This is a genomic window from Streptomyces sp. NBC_01261 (genome assembly GCF_036226385.1).
Taxonomy (GTDB): domain Bacteria; phylum Actinomycetota; class Actinomycetes; order Streptomycetales; family Streptomycetaceae; genus Streptomyces.
The window spans coordinates 2,876,665-2,893,903 of record NZ_CP108463.1 but is presented as its reverse complement, the minus strand read 5'-3'; the positions used below and the strand labels follow the sequence as shown (position 1 = coordinate 2,893,903).

Annotated in this window: 11 protein-coding genes and 1 pseudogene; 7 read left to right on the top strand and 5 right to left on the bottom strand. The window is 66.7% G+C overall.

All coding sequences use genetic code 11. The features are described 5' to 3' along the window. Positions 1-468: 468 nt before the first annotated feature. A complete protein-coding gene (locus OG226_RS12575) occupies positions 469-1,671 on the top strand; it encodes an SGNH/GDSL hydrolase family protein (RefSeq protein WP_329353378.1) in 1,203 nt (400 codons plus the stop codon). Between the two features lie 445 nt (positions 1,672-2,116). On the opposite strand, the gene OG226_RS12570 is transcribed toward OG226_RS12575, so the two are convergent. Both OG226_RS12570 and OG226_RS51555 read right to left on the bottom strand, forming a co-directional pair. Continuing rightward, on the bottom strand, positions 2,117-2,539 hold the full coding sequence (locus OG226_RS12570; RefSeq protein ID WP_329348992.1) for a family 1 glycosylhydrolase: 423 nt from the start codon (positions 2,537-2,539) through the stop codon (positions 2,117-2,119). Between the two features lie 46 nt (positions 2,540-2,585). Beyond that, positions 2,586-2,813 (bottom strand): annotated as a pseudogene (locus OG226_RS51555) (family 1 glycosylhydrolase); the annotation flags it as partial. On the opposite strand from OG226_RS51555, the gene OG226_RS12565 reads away from it, so the two are divergent. After that, entirely contained in the window at positions 2,812-3,063 is a 252-nt protein-coding gene (locus OG226_RS12565; protein WP_329348991.1) for a hypothetical protein, read from the top strand. The pseudogene OG226_RS51555 and the gene OG226_RS12565 sit on opposite strands and share 2 nt — an antisense overlap. A gap of 19 nt (positions 3,064-3,082) precedes the next feature. Here the strand turns inward: OG226_RS12565 and OG226_RS12560 are convergent, their stop codons facing one another. The 3 genes from OG226_RS12560 to OG226_RS12545 form a co-directional block, all read right to left on the bottom strand. After that, positions 3,083-4,153, bottom strand: coding sequence for a family 43 glycosylhydrolase (locus OG226_RS12560; RefSeq protein WP_329348990.1), 1,071 nt, complete (start codon positions 4,151-4,153; stop codon positions 3,083-3,085). A gap of 355 nt (positions 4,154-4,508) precedes the next feature. Next, entirely contained in the window at positions 4,509-7,337 is a 2,829-nt protein-coding gene (locus tag OG226_RS12550) for a GH116 family glycosyl-hydrolase (protein WP_329348989.1), read from the bottom strand. A 133-nt stretch (positions 7,338-7,470) separates the two neighbouring features. Continuing rightward, entirely contained in the window at positions 7,471-10,314 is a 2,844-nt protein-coding gene (locus OG226_RS12545) for a family 78 glycoside hydrolase catalytic domain (RefSeq protein ID WP_329348988.1), read from the bottom strand. 218 nt (positions 10,315-10,532) lie between these two features. Here OG226_RS12545 and OG226_RS12540 point away from each other — a divergent pair, with 218 nt between their 5' ends. The 5 genes from OG226_RS12540 (at position 10,533) to OG226_RS12520 (ending at position 17,192) form a co-directional block, all read left to right on the top strand. Beyond that, complete coding sequence (locus OG226_RS12540) at positions 10,533-11,669, top strand: LacI family DNA-binding transcriptional regulator (RefSeq protein ID WP_329348987.1); 1,137 nt, start codon at positions 10,533-10,535, stop codon at positions 11,667-11,669. 399 nt (positions 11,670-12,068) lie between these two features. Further along, positions 12,069-13,601 (top strand): ABC transporter substrate-binding protein, encoded by a 1,533-nt coding sequence (locus OG226_RS12535; RefSeq protein ID WP_329348986.1) that lies wholly within the window; start codon positions 12,069-12,071, stop codon positions 13,599-13,601. A gap of 44 nt (positions 13,602-13,645) precedes the next feature. Next, positions 13,646-14,572: an ABC transporter permease gene (locus tag OG226_RS12530; RefSeq protein ID WP_329348985.1), complete on the top strand. Its 927-nt coding sequence runs from the start codon at positions 13,646-13,648 to the stop codon at positions 14,570-14,572. Continuing rightward, a complete protein-coding gene (locus OG226_RS12525; RefSeq protein WP_329348984.1) occupies positions 14,569-16,344 on the top strand; it encodes a dipeptide/oligopeptide/nickel ABC transporter permease/ATP-binding protein in 1,776 nt (591 codons plus the stop codon). Before OG226_RS12530 ends, OG226_RS12525 begins: the two co-directional genes overlap by 4 nt. 5 nt (positions 16,345-16,349) lie before the next feature. Beyond that, the gene (locus OG226_RS12520; RefSeq protein WP_329348983.1) at positions 16,350-17,192 is read left to right on the top strand and encodes an ATP-binding cassette domain-containing protein; all 843 of its coding nucleotides are present in this window, start codon (positions 16,350-16,352) and stop codon (positions 17,190-17,192) included. The last annotated feature ends 47 nt before the right edge of the window (positions 17,193-17,239 follow it).

The window sequence follows — 17,239 nt, the reverse complement described above, 5'->3', positions numbered from 1 at the left end:
TTGGTTTCCTTTTCCGCCGCAACCGAACCCAGGAACCTTCGCAGGATCAATGAAAACTTTGATCCTTTGGGAAAATTCGGAAACGCGTACATGAATCAGAACTCCCCGAAATAGCAAGCTATGCCAGCGAAATCGGAGATCAAGCGGTCTTGCGGCGCTACGGACAGGGGGCGTCACTGCCAAGTCGAAGAACGTCGAAAACGGAAGAAGTTCGTCGAGTACCTCACCACGCCTGAGGCGAGCGCACTCACCGCGAACCCTTACGGACTCGCACCCAAGGGCGGAGAAGTCGAGTCGACACCGGTCAACGAACTCAGGATCCCCGGGACCTGCTTTCGCTGAACTGCCCCTGGGGTCCCACGAGCGCCGCAGTCGCCCATTGGGCCCCATCCCGCTGAGTGCGCATTCCTGGGCCAAGCCACCACCCCCTGCTGTTCCGTACCACTCGCACATGATTGGCGGTTGACCATGAAGGAATTGCGTTCTGTTCCGCAGGCTGTGCTGGAACGACTCGTTGTCGGCGCGGCCGAGGTCGAGCGGACCGGTAGTGGTCTCATGCCGCGGCGCCTGCCGGCCTGGACCTCCGCCCAGATGGTCGACGACGCTCCGCGGGTCGTCGCCGACCAGACGGCGGGTGTACGGCTGGACTTCGTCACGACGGCGTCAGTCGTGGAGTTGCGGGCCAATGTCACCTGCCATGTGTGGCCGGAGAGCGACGCGCTGTCGCAGAAGTCCGTGTTCGCGCTGACAAGCGGGGAGGACCTCCTCGACAGTGTTGCCGTGACCGGAGGGACGGTGGTCTACCTCGGAAGTGACGGGAGCCCGAGTGGAAGAGCGTCGCAGGGAACACCCTTCACCATCACGCTGAGACTGCCCGGGGCGCATGCCCATCGTCCGAGGCGGGCCGAACTGTGGCTGCCGCACAACAGTGCCGTCGAGATCCTCGGGCTGCGTGCCGACGCCGAGATCCTGCCGTACGCCGGTCCGCGCGGTCCGCGCTGGCTGCATCACGGCAGCTCCATCAGCCACTGCCAGGCCGCCGTCGGGCCGCTTCAGGTGTGGCCGGTGGTCGCGTCACGGCAACTCGGTCTGGATCTGCTGGATCTGGGTCTGGCAGGCCACTCGCTGCTCGATCCGTTCGTGGCCCGGACCATCCGGGACAGCAGCGCTGACGTCATCAGCGTCAAGCTGGGTATCAACATCGTCAACGGTGACGCGTTCACGCGACGCAGCTTCGTCCCTGCGCTGCACGGATTCCTCGACACCATTCGCGACGGGCACCCCACGACACCGCTACTAGTGATTTCTCCCGTCTATTGCGGAATCCATGAGTACGCCCCCGGCCCGACCGTGTTCGACCCCGTAACCAGCGCCTTCGTCGCGACCACCGCTCCAAGGGACACCGCGATGGGCGCCCTGACCCTCGGCGCAGTGCGTCAGCTCGTCGAGGACACCGTGCGCCGGCGCGCCTTGGCCGACTCCAACCTGTACCTGCTCGACGGCCGCGAACTGCTGGGCGAGCCTGATCAGCACCACCTCTTCGACAACGTCCACCCGGATTCGGAGGGCTACGAAATGATGGGGAACCGGTTCGCTGCCCTTGCCCGTAAGCCGCGCTCCGCCGTCGGCGCCGCTTTTGTTCCCCTGTCTGACTTCTCCGCAGCCGGTTGACCTGAAATCGCCTGGTCACCGACGGCTCGTGGAGCACCCAGGACAGCGCCGTGCTCGACGACGGTCAGCGCAGCGACTTTCGCCTCGCGCCACCTCGGCGTCGCAGCGGCAGCCCGTCGACATACTCGACGAGGGCCTGTCCCGCTTGGTCGTACCGGACGGGCCGCCGGTGCGCGTCACCGAGGTGCTTGCGGCCGTCGCGGTCACGATGTCGCCCTCCGGTCGGACGCGGGTCGACTTCGGGCAGAACTTCTTTGGCCGGGTCCGGCTGCGGGTGCTCGGGGGGCGGCATTCTCGCCGCCCGGTTCCGCCTGCACGTCCTGCAGCGGGAGGGTGAGGCTGACCTGGGCGGATGGACAGACTTCCCTGATCGCGCGGCGCGCCGCCACGCGTGCTCGCTTGCCCAGGCCCAGCCCGGGTTCGGCCCAGGTGAGCAGGAAGATGTTCACCTTGTCGGGCGTAGTCCCCAGGGCGTCCGCGGCGGCCCGCCGGCCACTCGCTCACCCCTGTGGTCTACGCTGGCGGTCCCGACCGGCGCCTGTTCGGCCCCAGGGGACTGCGAGGCCTTCGCACCGGTCATGTCCTCGATCATCCGGCGCGTGAGGCCGGTGATATTGGCCTCGTTGATCGTGGCCATGTACGGAATCAGCGAACCCAATTCGGTCATGACCAGGCGGCAGTAGGCCGCGAACCGCGGCGTGCCCTCGTACTCCCAACCGCCCAGCTTCATCAGCCGGTGCGGGCTGCTGAAGTGGTGCAGCGTCACCATGGGCGTGATGCCGAACTCGTGGCACGCCTCCAGCACGTCCCGGTAGTGCTCGATCGCCGACCTGGAGACGAGGCCGTCCTCGGCCTGATCCGCGCCCACTCGATGGAAAAGCGGTAGCTGGTGAGGCCCAGATCTTGAGCAGGGCTAGATCCTGGCGGTAGAGCCGGAAGTGGTCGCAGGCGTCACCGCTCGGCTCCGCGAACCGCGAGACCCGGGCATGCTTCAACGCCCAGAAGCCACGGGCGATGTTATTGCCCTCGACCTGGTGAGCGGCGGTCGCTGAACCCCACAAGAAGGCGCCGGGAAGGTCACGTACGTACACCTTGTGGATCTTCTGTACCACCGCGGAGGCTGCTCGGCAGGCAGCTGTCATGTCAGGCAACTCATTCTTCACGCGCGGGTGTTGGGAGGGCCCGACCGTCGGCGTGCCGGAGGGCACCGCTCCCGTCGACGACGAACCGGATGATCCCGGCCACCCGGAGCATGGCCGAGACGAGGTCGACGAGGTACCCGTGCCGCCAGACGCCGAGGCGTCGACCATCAGTGGCCGCCGCGTGACGATCGCCGTACCGATCCGGACGACGTCCGCTGTCCAGACCGCTCGTCCCCGGCCGCGGGAATGATGAGTTCCTGAGGTGTCAGTCAGTCGTAGTCCTCGATCCGCCATTCGTCGTGCCAGTCCACGAAGGCCGTCTCTCCTTCGAAGCGGAGGGGCAGCCAGACATAGTCCGCGATCGACGTGTCGGGGTCGAGCAGTTCCGGGGGGAGTGCGACAGGGGTGTCGGAGGCATCCTCCGGCTCATCGCCGGAGAAGCGCCTGCGCATTTCTTCCTGGATCGGCTCGGCCAGCTCGGGTGCCAGGTGGGGCAGCCACCTGTCGGCCAGGGCGATGTAGAGGTCCTTCTTGTGCGGATGCTTGAACACCGAGCTGATCTGGGAGCGGTACGAGGTCCCGGAGGCATCGTGGGGGTGTGGGTCGCCCAGCACGGTCCACGGGCCGTGGAAGGTCCGCGCGACGGCAACCTCCGACCGGTTGGGGGCGTAGCCGGTTGTGCCCGAAGTGATCAGGTAGTGCAGTCCGTTGCGCGTGAAGTAGGCCGGCGCCTCACGGACGTACGGTGGGTGCGGGTGCGGGAAGTGGGTCGAGTAGTAGCCGGTGACGTCGGTGTAGTCCTCGGTCAGGTCGGCGCAGATCAGCTCACTGTGTACGCGCTCGAAGTAGTAGTACGCCTTGCCGTCGTCGGGATGGACGGCGAGGTCGAAGTCGCCGGCGTTCATCCCGAGGGGGCGGAGCCCCGTGCGGACGACACGGTAGGGGCCGAGGAAGTCGTCGGCGACGAGGACGGTGCTCTCTTGTGTGTGTCCCTCACCCATGATCTTGATCCAGCACACGTACTGCTTGGTCGCGGCGTTGTAGATGATGTGGGGCCGGTCGACCTGCTGGGCCGGGTGGAGAGGAGACTTCGGGTCGCCCGGCTCGGGCGGGATGATGAGTCCCCGGTCCTCCCAGTTGTAGAGGTCGGTGGAGGCGTAGCAGCGGATTCCCCAGTGCCAGATGCCGCTTCCGGGTTTCGTCTTCTCCTTGTTCTCTCCGTACCAGTAGAACGTTCCGTCGACGTACGTGATCGACCCGCCGTGCGCCTGGATGCGGTGGCCGGTCGTGTCGTACCAGAACTGGCCCGGGCGAATCGACGAGTGTGGCGCTGTACTCACGGATGGTTCCTCTTTCGGTGTGGTGGGCGGGCGGCTGCGAGGGAGTCGGCTGTGGACAGGGCCTGTTGGCCGGGAGGCAGGTCGGCAGCAGGCTCTCGATCAGCGGGCGGTATCCGGTAGGTGTCGTGGTCGCGGTCTGCCAACAACGCGTCCCATCGCCGCCGTGGTCGGCCGACGACTCCGGCCACGGCGGCGATTTTGTCGAGCGGAGGGAGCAACTGCGTGACGTCTCCGGCGGTTACCACCGGTTGGTGTCACCGCGAGCGGGAGCGGAGCCTCGCCCTTCGACGAGGACGTGGTGCTTTGCTGCACGGACATGCGCGATCGCTCCGGCTCGGTCCGTTTTCCCGCGGCCTCAGTCTTGTCCGGGTCGGGACGACTTCGGGCTGCGCGGGATGGGGTCGAGTGCGTCGACGAGCTGCCAGACAGACCGGGCTCGGGCGTATGCCGCGTAGCGGGAGATGTTCACGTCGTCCACGAACCAGGATTCTGGCGTGGCGAAGGCATGGCCCTTGGTCGTGGCACCGTCGTCGTAGATCCGGTTCGCCACGGCTTCACTCATCTTCAGGGCCTTGGTGATGAGTTTCCTGTCGCCGGTCGCGCGGCCGATGTGGACGGCGGCCGCCGTCGCCATCCAGGTGGTGCCGGGCCACACGTCGGCGATCTCAGGGACGAAGCCGCCGGGAGGCTGGATGTAGTCCATCGGGTAGTGCTTCAGGTTCTCGTCCAGAATGATGGGTGGTCCTGTGGGGATGCCGTCTGAGTCCTTGGGCGCCAGGAAGGCATCCAGGGTGTTGTGCCAGTGCGTCCGGGCGCGTTGCAGATTGATCAGATTCGGCAGGCCGAGCTGGGAAGCGATGCCCTGGGCGTAGAACGCGTCCAGGAAGACGGCGTCCGTGGGCAACACCGGCTTCTTGATGCCGAAGATGTTGCCCGTCCGTCCATCGATCCCGCCGGTACCGTCGGAGAAGCGATAGCGCCCGGTCCCGGGGTTCCAGAAGATCCTTTCGAACTCCGCTTTCGCCGCCGCCAGTTCGGTGTCGATCTCCTTCTGGACCGAGGCCGTGGCTTCGGGTATTCCGAGGGTCCTGGCCGTGGGCGTGAGCGTCGAGAGGATTTGGAGCGACAGGAGGTACAGCTGGCAGTTGTAGATGCCGTGGCCGTTGACCAGCAATTGGTCGTAGGTGTTGGCCGGATTGTTCGACGGCGGATCCGCTGGTAGGTGGGAGCCGGGCGGGCGGAAGAACTGCGAGTGCTTGAGCGTCCGCAGCATCTGGGGGTAGCCGTAGGCCAACAGGCTCTTGTCGTCTGTCTCTTGGTACAGCGCGTACACCCGGTAGATGAGCTTGTGGAAGCAGTCCCGGAACGCGTCGCCGCCCGCGGGATCGAAGAGTGCGCCGAGGTCGTCGGTGCCGGCTGGCGGTGCGCCGAAGACGGGTTCGGACGTTGCCGAGGGGGCGCCCTGGTTGGCACCCGTGGCAGTGATGAAGGGGCCGGTGTCGAACATGATCTGCTGCGGGACGCGCCCCCACTTGTCCTGCTTGGTCAGCTGTAGCCAGCCGCGTAGGCGACCGAGTTCGATGTTGGGGAACAGCTTCGTGTACAGCAGGTAACCGAAGCTGTCGACGTCCATCTCGTTGGCCGGAGCACCGCCGCTGCCGGCGTCGATCGTGTAGAAGAGGTGGGTTCCGGGGATCTCCGCGCCCAGACGTGGACCGCCGGGGGCCGGAGTGACGGTGCTGCTGACCAGGCCGGCCTCCCAGAACGAGGCATCGAAGACCATCCCGAACAGCTCGTTCAGGGCCGCCTTCCGCAACCACACCGGGTACTTCTTGTTCTCGGCGATCGGCTTCCACCACGCCTCGACAGCCGTGAGGGAGTCGTCGTGCCGCGCCAACTCGCGCTGGGCGATGGCGAAGGCCTGCTTGAACGGATATGAGTTCGGGACGTAGTCGTTGGAGGCCGTCGATGCGGCGCCGAGGAACTCGGTGTACCGGCGCATCCAGACTGCCCGACCCTCGGGCGCGGCGTCGTAGTACACCTGTGGGAAATCCCAGGACAGGGCGTAGCGGACGGTTGTCTTCTGGCCCGGCCGCAACTGCGCGCTCACGGTGACGGCGCCTGCCGAGTTCGAGTTGTCCAGCGCTTTGTTGGGCAGCTTGCCGGTGGAGGAGAACGGCCCGTAGATGTCGCCGCCGTCGCCCGCCCCGTCCCACGAGGTGGCGTACGTGAGTTTCTGGCCCGAGGCGGGCAGGGCGGCGATCGTCCACTCGGACTTGTAGGCGTCGGGCGTGTTCGTCGGGTGGTCGGAGCCCAGCGTCACACCGGCGACGCCCGACCGGGCGTCGGTGTCGAACCGGCTGTAGAAGCCGGTGCGCGTCGTGCCCGTGTCATGGGGAGTGGCGTTCGGGAAGGTGAACATCACCGAGAGGTCGATCACCTTTGTGGTGGGGTTCGCCAGTTCCACGTCGAAGAAGGCCACCGGCATCGAGGTGCGCTCGTCCTCGCGGGCCACGATCGGCGACCAGAACCGCATGGACACCTGTGACTGGAACGCGCTGTAGGTGGTCCAGCCGAACGGGTAGAGCGCGGCGTAGGTGCCGTCACCGGGGGCCAGTTGGTTCCAGCCGGGCAGGACTCCGGCGAAGTCGCGCTGCGGGGCAATGTTGTCGTGCCGGGTGGCGAGGGTTTTGACGGTCGGGGCGCCCGTGGCACCCGCGACCTGCTCACGGATGTGGAACGCCGCCTGGGGGAGTGTGCGCATCTCCCACCAGTTCGATGACTGCGAACCACCCATGTTCCACGGCCCGAAGGTCCCGAACAGGTTGTACTGGAACGATCCGGCGCCCACGCCACCGAGCGGGATGCCCAGACCGGGCACGCTCATGCCGCCGGCGAGTCCGCGCAGGCCCGTGGGCTGCCCGGTGTGGCACTCGGGATCGGCTGCAGCCTCGCAGGGGCCGTCCGGTGCGAGGCCCCAGGCGCGGACGTATGCCGCCTCTGGCACTCTCGCCGCGTTCAGCGGCGACGCATGGGTGGTCGGAACCGAGGCCAGCGCCTGGAATCCGCCGAGTTCGCCCGCGGCGACGAGGGCGGCGACGGAGAGAGCACCCCCACGGATGAACGCCCTTCGTGGAAGGGCTTCGGGTGTCGGGTCCTGGTGGGAATTGTCGGGTGAGCTCATGGGGCGTCATTGCTCCTAGGTTGCTCTTGGATGGTGCGGCTCTTGGGCAGCGGTCTGGTGACGGCGAAGGCATGCGGGAGAGCGCTGAAGAATCCGGCTCTGTCGATCGGCCTGCCTGGCGTGACCTGCTGCCTTACTGCTGTGGCACTGCGTTCTGCGCTTCGGGCTCAGGCCGAGAGAGGATCGCGTCCACTTGGTGTCGGAAGGATGTCGAGTAGGGAGAGAACTCATCTGCTTCGAGCGCCCGCACAAGGTTGGCGGCGGGTGCGTCCAGGTGCGCTCCAAGTCGTCCGGCGGCTTGGGCCTCGCCGGCTGGTGCGATGCCGCCGTCCGTGGCGGCGGCCACGACCGCGGACCATGTGATCGGGTCGTCGAGCACATCGCGGATGGTGGCGAACTCGCCTGAGGCAGAGGGGAGTTGGACCGGATCGGCGGTCTTCCAGTGGTGGTCGCCGTGCTCGACCTTCTCCGGCGTGGTGGCACCGGGCAGCTGCACGTGAGCCGTGACCCCGACCGGAACGTGTACGTCCAGTCGGAACTGCCCGTCGGCGCGTGCCCAGGCGACGCGGGCCTCGCCGTAGGGGGTGAGGTGCCGGGCCGACGCGGAGGTGAGTGCGGCGGACGGCAGGGGACGGACGAGGATCTCGCGGTAGCCGGGTGCGGCCGGTGCGAGGCCGGCGACTCGGCGGTGCAGCCAGTCCGCCACCGCACCGAGCGCGTAGTGGTTGAAGGAGGTCATCTCGCCGGGATTGATGCTGCCGTCGGGGAGCATGCTGTCCCAGCGTTCCCAGACCGTGGTCGCCCCCATGGTCACCGGGTAGAGCCACGAGGGACAGCCCGTCTGCAGAAGCAGGCGGTAGGCGACGTCGCTGTGTCCGGTCGAGGCCAGCGCGTCGGTCACCAGCGGGGTGCCCACGAATCCGGTGCTGATCCGGAATCCGCTGGCGCGTACGAGGTCCGCCAGCCGTCGGCCGGCCTCCGCGCGCTGTTTCTCGCCGGGCAGCAGTGCCCACTCGATGGCCAGGGCATAGACGGTCTGCGCGTCGGAGAGGACGCGTCCGGCGGGCGTGACGAAGGCGCGGGCGAACGCCTCCCGGACCTCGGTCGCCAGGGCGTGGTAGTGGTCCGCTTCCTGGCATCGGCCCAGTACACGGGCCGTCGCGGCCACGATCTCGGCCGAGCGGGCCAGATGCGCGGTGGCGACGACGTCAGGGTCGGCCTTTGCCCGAGCAGGGTCTTCCGGCGGTGCGTTCGGGTCCAGCCAGTCGCCGAACTGGAAGCCGCCCGTCCACAGACGGTCGGGGCCGGCGAGTTCGGTTAGCCGATCCACCCAGCTGCGCATGCTCGGCAACTGTCGCTCCAAGAGACTCTGGTCCCCGGTGCGTTGGTACAGGACCCACGGCACGACGGTCGCAGCGTCGCCCCAGGCGGCCGCGGTCGGGGACGGAGTGTGCAGCACGTCCGGCACCACGAACGGGACCGAGCCGTCGCCATTCTGTTCGGCCGCAAGGTCGGCCAGCCACGAGTCGAGGAAGCCCGCGGTGTCGAAAAGGAAGGTCGCAGTCGGCGCGAACACCTGGATGTCGCCGGTCCAGCCGAGCCGCTCGTCCCGCTGCGGGCAGTCAGTGGGCACGTCGACGAAGTTGCCGTGCATGCTGCGGACCACGTTCTCGTGGAACCTGTTGAGGAGTTCGTGAGATGAGGTGAACCAGCCCGTACGCCGCAGATCCGAGCCGATCACCACCGCCTCGATGTCCTCACCGCGCAGGCCACCTGCTACGCCCGAGACCTCTGCGTAACGGAAGCCGTGGAACGTGAGGGACGGTTCGAGCTCCTCCTCACCCCCGCCTGCCACTAGGTAGCTGTCGGTCGCCTGAGCCGTGCGCAGTGGACGGGTGCCGAGTTCCCCGTTCTCCAGGACCTCCGCGTGCCGTACGACGACTTCGCTGCCCGGCGCCAGGCCGCGAACCCGCAATCGCACCCAGCCGACCGCGACCTGGCCGAAGTCGACCAGGGTCCGGCCCGACGGTGAGGTCCACACGCGCTCGGGCGCCAACAGCCGGCCGGCGCGGACGGGAGGCCCTGTCGGGGCGACGAGCCTGTTGAAGTCGGCCGCGACCACCTCGACTCCGCCCGTGGCCGGCCGCCGTCCCGTGCCACGTCGTCGTAGGTCGGTGCGCTGGCCGTCGTAGAGGTCGTCGGCGAGGACTTCGCTCTCGCGCGCGGTCCACGAGCCGTCCGTGGCGAGGATGTGCACCTGGCCGTCGGCGGTTGTGACCTCCAACTGCGCCAGCAGCGCCAACCGGTCCCCGTAAAGCGCCCGTTCGCCGTTGAAGCCGAGCCGGCCCCGGTACCAGCCGTTGCCCAGCAGGACATCCAGCGAGTTGCGCCCCTTGTGGACCAGGTCCGTGACGTCGTACGTCTGGTAGCGCAGCCGGTTCTGGTAGGCGGTCCAACCCGGTGTCAGGACGAGGTCGCCGACTCGGCGCCCGTTGAGCGTGGCGACATACAGACCGTGGGCGGTGGCGTAGAGCCGTGCCTTGACCACTTCACTCGGTACCTCCAACAAGCCGCTCAGCACTGGAGCGGGTGAGTGCAGATCCCCGACGCCGGTCGGGCTCACGAAGGCCGCGGTCCAGTCGGAGACGTCGAGCAGACCGGCCTCCACGACGGCTGGCTGGCCCCACTCGCTCCACTCCTCCTTGTGCGCGACGCGGACCCGTACCTCGGCGGACTCCCGGGATGCGAGCGGCTCGGCCGGCCAGGGCACGAGCACCTGCTCGTTGCTGTCCACCTGGTACCTCTCGCAGTTCCCGTCCCGCGTGACCTCGACCTCGTACGCCGTCTGCTCGTAGCCCTCGTCCGCTTGCGCAACGGTCCACGACAAACGGGGTGTACAGGCGCCCATGCCAAGCACGGGGGAAGCGTCGGTGCGGTGTTCGAACCGGGGCGCGGTGGGGGCGGCAGCCACTGCCATGCGAGTCTCCAGACTTTTCAGCACATGAGGCCGGGCCCGAGACGGTGCGTCCGCGTTGCCGCGTAGAAACACCTTGCAGGCTCCCGGAAGGAGCCGCGTCGCTGGGGCCTACAGCGCTTTGCATCGTTCCACGAACGGATGGGCTTCGGAAGATGTCGGAGCTCAGGAAACCGTGATCGGCGAATGATGGTCCGGAGCTGCGCTGTAGCATGGCGTGCGTGGGAAACGATGCTGATAGGCCTGAATTGCCGGACGACGTGCGTGTTTCGGGTGATGGGACGAGGTCGCGGGGCGTTGGTGTCGCCACCGGCGCGTCAAAGTCTCCCAATGCTCGCCGTGCAACGATCCAGGACGTCGCACGGGAGGCGCAGGTCTCGGTTTCCACTGTCTCCAACGTGATTCGCGACGCCCCTGGTGTCCGTCCTCAGATGAAGGCCAAGGTCTCCGCGGCGATCAAGAAGCTGGGCTACCGGCCACAGGCCGGCGCCCGAGCGATGCGAGGACGCTCCTACACCATCGGCGTCATGCTCACCGAGTTCTCCGCACCCTTCCAAACAGAGATCGCGGAGGGCATTGCCGACGAACTGGAGCCGAGTTCGTATCAGGAGATCTTCGTCGCCGGAGGCCTCTCCACCGAGCGCCAGCAAAAGAGCATCGAAGCGCTCTCCGACCGGCAGGTGGACGGGCTCATCGTCATCGCGCCGACGATGGCCACCTCGTGGCTGGAGAAACTCGGGTCGGGAGTGCCGACCCTGGTGATCGCCCGGCACGGCGGCTCCGCCCACTACGACACGATCGTGGATGACGACCAGGGCGGCGCGCGTCTCATGGTTGATCACCTTGTGGCACTGGGCCACAAGCGCATCCTGCACACAAGCCATCCGGCGGGACGTTTGAAGAGGCCCTTCGTCCTGTCCCACACCGCGCGATGTGACGGCTACGTCAGCGCCATGAAACGGCATGGTCTTGAGCCCGACGTCATCGAGACCTCCTACTCGGAAGCAGGCGGGTACCAGGCCGTCAAGGAAGCCCTCGACAGGCCGACACCGCCGACGGCCGTCTTCGCCGGCGCGGACATCGCCGCGTTCGGTGCCCTGCGTGCAGTGGAGGAGCGCGGCTTGAGGGTGCCGCAGGACATCACCATCGCCGGATACGACAACGTCTACGCCTCGACGATCGGCCGCGTCTCCCTCACGACGGTCGATCAGTCCGGCCACCTCACGGGCCAGATGAGCGCGCGACTTCTGTTGGAACGCCTGAACGGCCGGACCCAGCCCGTGCACTACGTCGTCTCACCACGGCTGATGCCGCGTGGCACGAGCGCGGCCCCGTCGCGCAATTCCGCCCGCCGATAGCCCTGAAGGCAGACCGTTTTCGAGCACCGTCTGCACTTCGACGTTCCGTGGAACGATCTATTTCTGACTTGAGTCGACAGGGCCGCGCGTACCTCGCATCGACTGGTCGGTCGATCGTCGATGTGCGGATGAAGGTGCGCCTTTGGCGGAGAGCACCAGGTGAGAGGTGCTGTGACGTGGCCATTTGAAGAGTGCACTACGAGGGCGTTGCGGAAATGTTACCCCGCAATCACAGCGCCGTCCCTTGACGCATCCCTGCCTGCTACCTAGCCTCCATTTGAAACGTTCCAGAGAGCATTTTCGTCCGGTACGCGCCCCTTTCGGTTGGGCGCGGGACGCTTCCGCTGCGGCCTGCGGACACCCCAGGCCGAGCCTCTCTCGCGTCCGAAGGAGCCAACCATGCGGCGCACCACAAGACCTACTTTCGTAGCACTGACCATGGCGACGACCATGACCACCCTGGCGGCGCTGAGCGCATGCACCAGCACGGACTCCGGATCGGGTGGTGCGGGAGGGAAGAAGGGCACGCTCACTCTCGGAATGTCCGCCGACATCCAGGGCTGGGACCCGTCGAACCAGCCCGGCTATCAGGGCTGGACGGGCGAGGCGGTGTATCAGTCCCTGATCCAGTGCGACGCCCAGGGCAAGCCCCACCCGGACGCTGCCGAGAACTGGACGTTCAAGAAGGACAACACCGGTGTCACGTTTCACCTGCGTTCCGGTATGAAGTTCTCGGACGGGACACCGGTCGACTCTGCGGCCGTCAAGGCCTCCATCGGATACATCGGGAAGCATGGCGGCCAAGCCGCCCGCTTCGCAGCGATGAAGGTTGCCACTCCGGACGCCAGGACGGTGGCGATCACCCTTCCGAAACCGAACCCGACGCTCATCCTGCGCATGTGCGAGGCGAAGCTGGCGAGCCCGAAATACCTGGCCTCGGGACAGGTGAACAAGGCGCCCGTCGGCTCTGGCCCGTACACATTGGACAAGTCGGCGACCACCAGCGGCTCGGTGTACAGCTTCGTCAAGAACGACTCGTACTGGAACGCCAAGGCCTACCCGTACAAGAAGCTCGTCATCAAGAAGATCACCAGCGAGACGGCTGCTCTCAACGCCCTGAAGACCGGGCAGATCGACGGCTCCCTCATCACGCAGGCGACGTACAACGAGGCCAAGGCATCCGGGCTCAAGATCCTGACGCTGCACGGCACCACCACCCGGCTGCTCGTGACGGATCACCAGGGCAAGAAGATCCCGGCCCTTGGGAACCTGGACGTCCGTCGCGCCATGAACATGGTGTTCGACAAGGAAGCCATGGCGAAGGACCTGTACCGAGGGTTGGCCACCCCGGCAGCCCAGATCTTCCGGCCGGGAAGCGCGGCCTACATCAAGAACCTCAAGGATCCCTACGCTTACAACATCCAGAAGGCCAAGGACCTGATGGCCGGGGCGGGTTATGCGAAGGGTTTCACCATCGAGATCCCCTTCATGCAGGGCCAGAACCTCGAGACGCTGATTCCCGTCGTGAAGCAGCAGTTGGGGCTGCTCAACATCAAGGTCAAGCAGGTGACGCTGTCCGGTCCGAACGCCATCAGCGAACTGCTCAGTGGCAAGTACCCCATGCCTCTGTGGCAGCTCGGTAACTATGGTGAGTCGCTTCAGGACATCGCCGACTACGTGCTGCCGGACGGCATCTGGAACGTCGAGCACCAGTCGGATCCGACGGTGACGAAGCTCTATGCCAAGGTCCTGACCAGCTCCGGCCAGGAGTCGGCCGACGCCCAGCAGGACATCAACCGCTACATCACCGACCAGGCCTGGTTTGTTCCGATGGTGTACCCGGACGGCTTCTACGCCTACAGCTCGAAGGTCAGCGTTCCCACGATGAGTGATCTCAACGCCCTCAACCCACTTCTGCGGGACTTCAAGTAACCGACCGGGATGAGCGATTGGAGCCGCAGGTGTTCGGTTCTGTGATGAAAAAGCTGGTCCGGACGCTGGCTGTGCTGCTCGTCGTCAGCTTCGCGACCTTTGTGCTGATGTTCGGAAACGGGCCGGGGATCGCGCGGGCGGTCCTGGGGACGAAGGCCACCGAGTCCGACGTTCATGCGGAGATGGTCCGGCTGGGACTCGACCGGCCGCTGCTCGTGCAGTACGGGGACTGGCTCAAAGGGGTGGTCACGGGCAATCTTGGCGACTCGTTCTTCACGGGGCAGTCCGTGACGTCCACGCTGTCGTCGCGCGTGCCTGTGACGCTCGCGCTGATCGTCCTGGCACTGGTCCTGACGGCTGTGGTGAGCGTCCTGCTCGGCATCGTGGCCGCCGTCCGTGGAGGGTGGCTCGACCGGGTGGTCCAGTTCCTGGCCGTCCTGGGTGCGGCGGTCCCGCCGTTCATCGTCGCGATTGGGCTGGTCCTCGCGTTCGCCGTCTCGGTTCGGTTCTTCCCGGCGACCGGATACGTGTCCCCGGACCAGAGCATGACGGGCTGGCTCAAGTCGATAACGCTTCCGGTGCTCGCGCTGCTTGCCGGGTCGATCGCCAGCGCGGCGTCGCAGTTCCGGGGGGCGGTCATGGACACGCTCTCCCGGGACTTCGTCCGCACGCTGCGGGCACGCGGAATCAGCGAGTCCCGGGTTGTCTTCCGCCATGTGCTGCGCAATGCGGCCGGCCCCGGTCTCACCGCCCTGAACCTGCAGACGATCGCCCTTGTCGGCGGCGCCATCTTCATCGAGCAGGTCTTCGCCCTCCCTGGCCTGGGCGAGCTGAGCAACACCGCTGCCCAGCAGGGCGACGTCCCGGTGGTGATGGGAGCAGTCCTGGTGACCATCGTCATCGTGCTCGTCGTCAACGTGTTGGCCGACCTGGCGAATGCGGCGCTCAATCCGAAAGCGAGGACACGATGAGTGTGCCCGAGCCCGTGCAGCCACTCGACCCGCTGATCGAGCCAACCGCGAAGGATCGATCCGTCCTCCGCCGGATCGTGTCCGATCCTCTCGGCGTCGGCTGCCTGGCCTTCCTGCTCTTCGTCATCTTCCTGGGGCTGTCCAGCCCTTGGCTGGCACCGGTGTCCCCCAACGTCGCGGAACTCGGAGCGGTGAACGCACCCCCGTTCTCGGCAGGTCATCTCCTGGGCGGCGACGCATCGGGCCGGGACATCCTGTCGAGGCTGATGTGGGGCACCCGGCAGACGCTGCTGGCCTGTGTGGTCGTCCTGGCCGTCTCGGTCGTGCTCGGCGTGACCAGCGGCCTCGTCGCCGGCTTCTACCGGGGCAAGTTCGAAGCCATCTCCAACTGGCTCTCCGACGCCATCATGTCGATGCCCGGGATCGTGCTGCTCATCGCGCTCTATGCCAGGACCGGCCCCAACATCGTGGCCGCCATGACCGTGTTCGGCTTCCTCATCGCACCGTCGTACTTCCGACTCGTCAGGTCCGTCGTGGTCGGCGTCCGAGGTGAGCTCTACGTCGACGCGGCGAAGGTGGTCGGCCTGTCCGACCTACGGATCGTCGGCCGGCACGTGCTCTGGGCGGTTCGTGCACCAGTTGTCATCCACAGCTCGTTCGTCCTCGCCGCGGGCATCGGCATCGATGCCGGCGTGGGCTTCCTCGGTCTCAGCGATCCCGACAAAGCGTCCTGGGGCGGTGTGTTGCAGGAATCCTTCGGCAACCTCTACAACAACAAGGCTGGCGTCCTGTGGCCGGCCCTCCTCATCAGCCTGACAGTCCTGGCGCTCGTATTGCTCGGTAACGCCCTTCGCGACGTGCTTCAGTCGTCCCAGCACAGCAAGACTCTGTCGTCCCGCCAACTCAGGGAGGTGATCGGGCAGGCGCGTGGGTCAGCCGGGCCGGAAGCAGGGAAACGGTCGGCACCCGAAGCGGATGCGGTGCTGTCGATCCGGGGCCTGCGCATCGCGTACCCAGATGGTGACGACGGTGTGCGGGAGGTGGTCCACGGCGTCGATCTGGCCGTACGGCGCGGCGAGATCCACGGTCTGGTGGGCGAGTCCGGGTCGGGCAAGTCGCAGATCGCCTTCTCGACGCTGGGCATCCTGCCCCGCGAGGCGGTCATCCTCGGCGGAAGCATCCTGCTGGACGGAGAGGACCTCTTGGCGAGCGAGGACCACATGCGCCAGGCGCGTGGCCGGCGCATCGCGTACGTGCCGCAGGAGCCGATGTCGAACCTCGACCCCTGCTTCACGATCGGCGCGCAGCTTGTCCACGGGCTGCGCGCGGTGAAGAAGATGACGAAGCGCGAAGCCGAGCGAGAGTTGCTCGCCCTGCTCGCGCGGGTCGGGATCAAGGACCCCGAGCGGGTCTTCCGGCAGTACCCGCACCAGATCTCCGGCGGCATGGCACAGCGCGTACTCATCTGCGGCGCGGTCGCCTCCGACCCGGAGCTGATCGTCGCCGACGAGCCGACGACCGCCCTGGACGTAACCGTGCAGGCCGAGGTGCTGGAACTGCTGCGCGAGCTGCGCGACGAGCGCGGACTCGCGATGATTCTGGTGACCCACAATCTCGGCGTCGTGGCGGACCTCTGCGACACGGTCAGCGTGATGAAGGACGGATTGATTGTGGAGCGCAGCGAGGTGGACGTGCTCTTCGAAGCGCCCGCTGAGGAGTACACACAGGAACTGCTCTCGTCAGCACGCCGTGTCGAGATCGCGGAGGTGTGACACAGGTGGCAGAGCCGGTCCTGAAGGTCGAAGAGCTCGTCGTACGCTACGGCGGACGTCGGGGCACCGGCAGCACGGTGATCGACGGCGTTTCCTTCGAGCTGAGCGCGGGGGAGACGCTGAGCCTGGTGGGCGAGTCCGGATCGGGCAAGACGACGATCGGCCGTGCTGTTCTCGGGCTCGCACCGGTGACAGCGGGCTCCGTCTCCTTCCGCGGGGAGACCATCAGCAACATCTCGCGGGCCAGACGGCGAAAGGTCGCGCGTGACATCCAGGTCGTGTTCCAGGACCCGTATTCCTCGCTGAACCCGTCGATGGCGGTCGAGGACATCCTGGTCGAACCCCTCCTCGCCACCGGTTCCGGCCACGGACGGACGCGTGTACGGGAACTGCTGGAGGCCGTCGGCCTCCCGGCCGACTCCGGCCGAAGGTATCCCCGTGAGTTCTCCGGCGGCCAGCGGCAGCGCATCGCCATCGCCAGGGCACTCGCCCTCGACCCCTCGGTCATCATCTGCGACGAACCCACCAGCGCCCTCGACGTGACCACACAGGCCAGGGTTCTCACACTCCTTCATGACCTCCAGCGCGAGACGGGTGTGGCGTACCTGTTCATCAGCCACGACCTGGGCGTCGTGAACGAGATCAGCGATCGCATCGCAGTCCTCCACCAGGGGCGCATCGTCGAGATAGGCAAGGCACAGGACATCGCGACGAACCCCGAGCACCCCTACACCCGCAAGCTGCAGATGGCGGCTCCCGTCGCGGACCCGAAGAAGCAGCGCCTACGCCGGGCCAAGCGCCTGCAGTTCATGGCGGAAGACCCTTCTTCTGCTGGGAGCAGATCATGAGACGCATGGGCCCGCCTGCGCTGGTCGGAGAAGGCTTCCGGACTCCG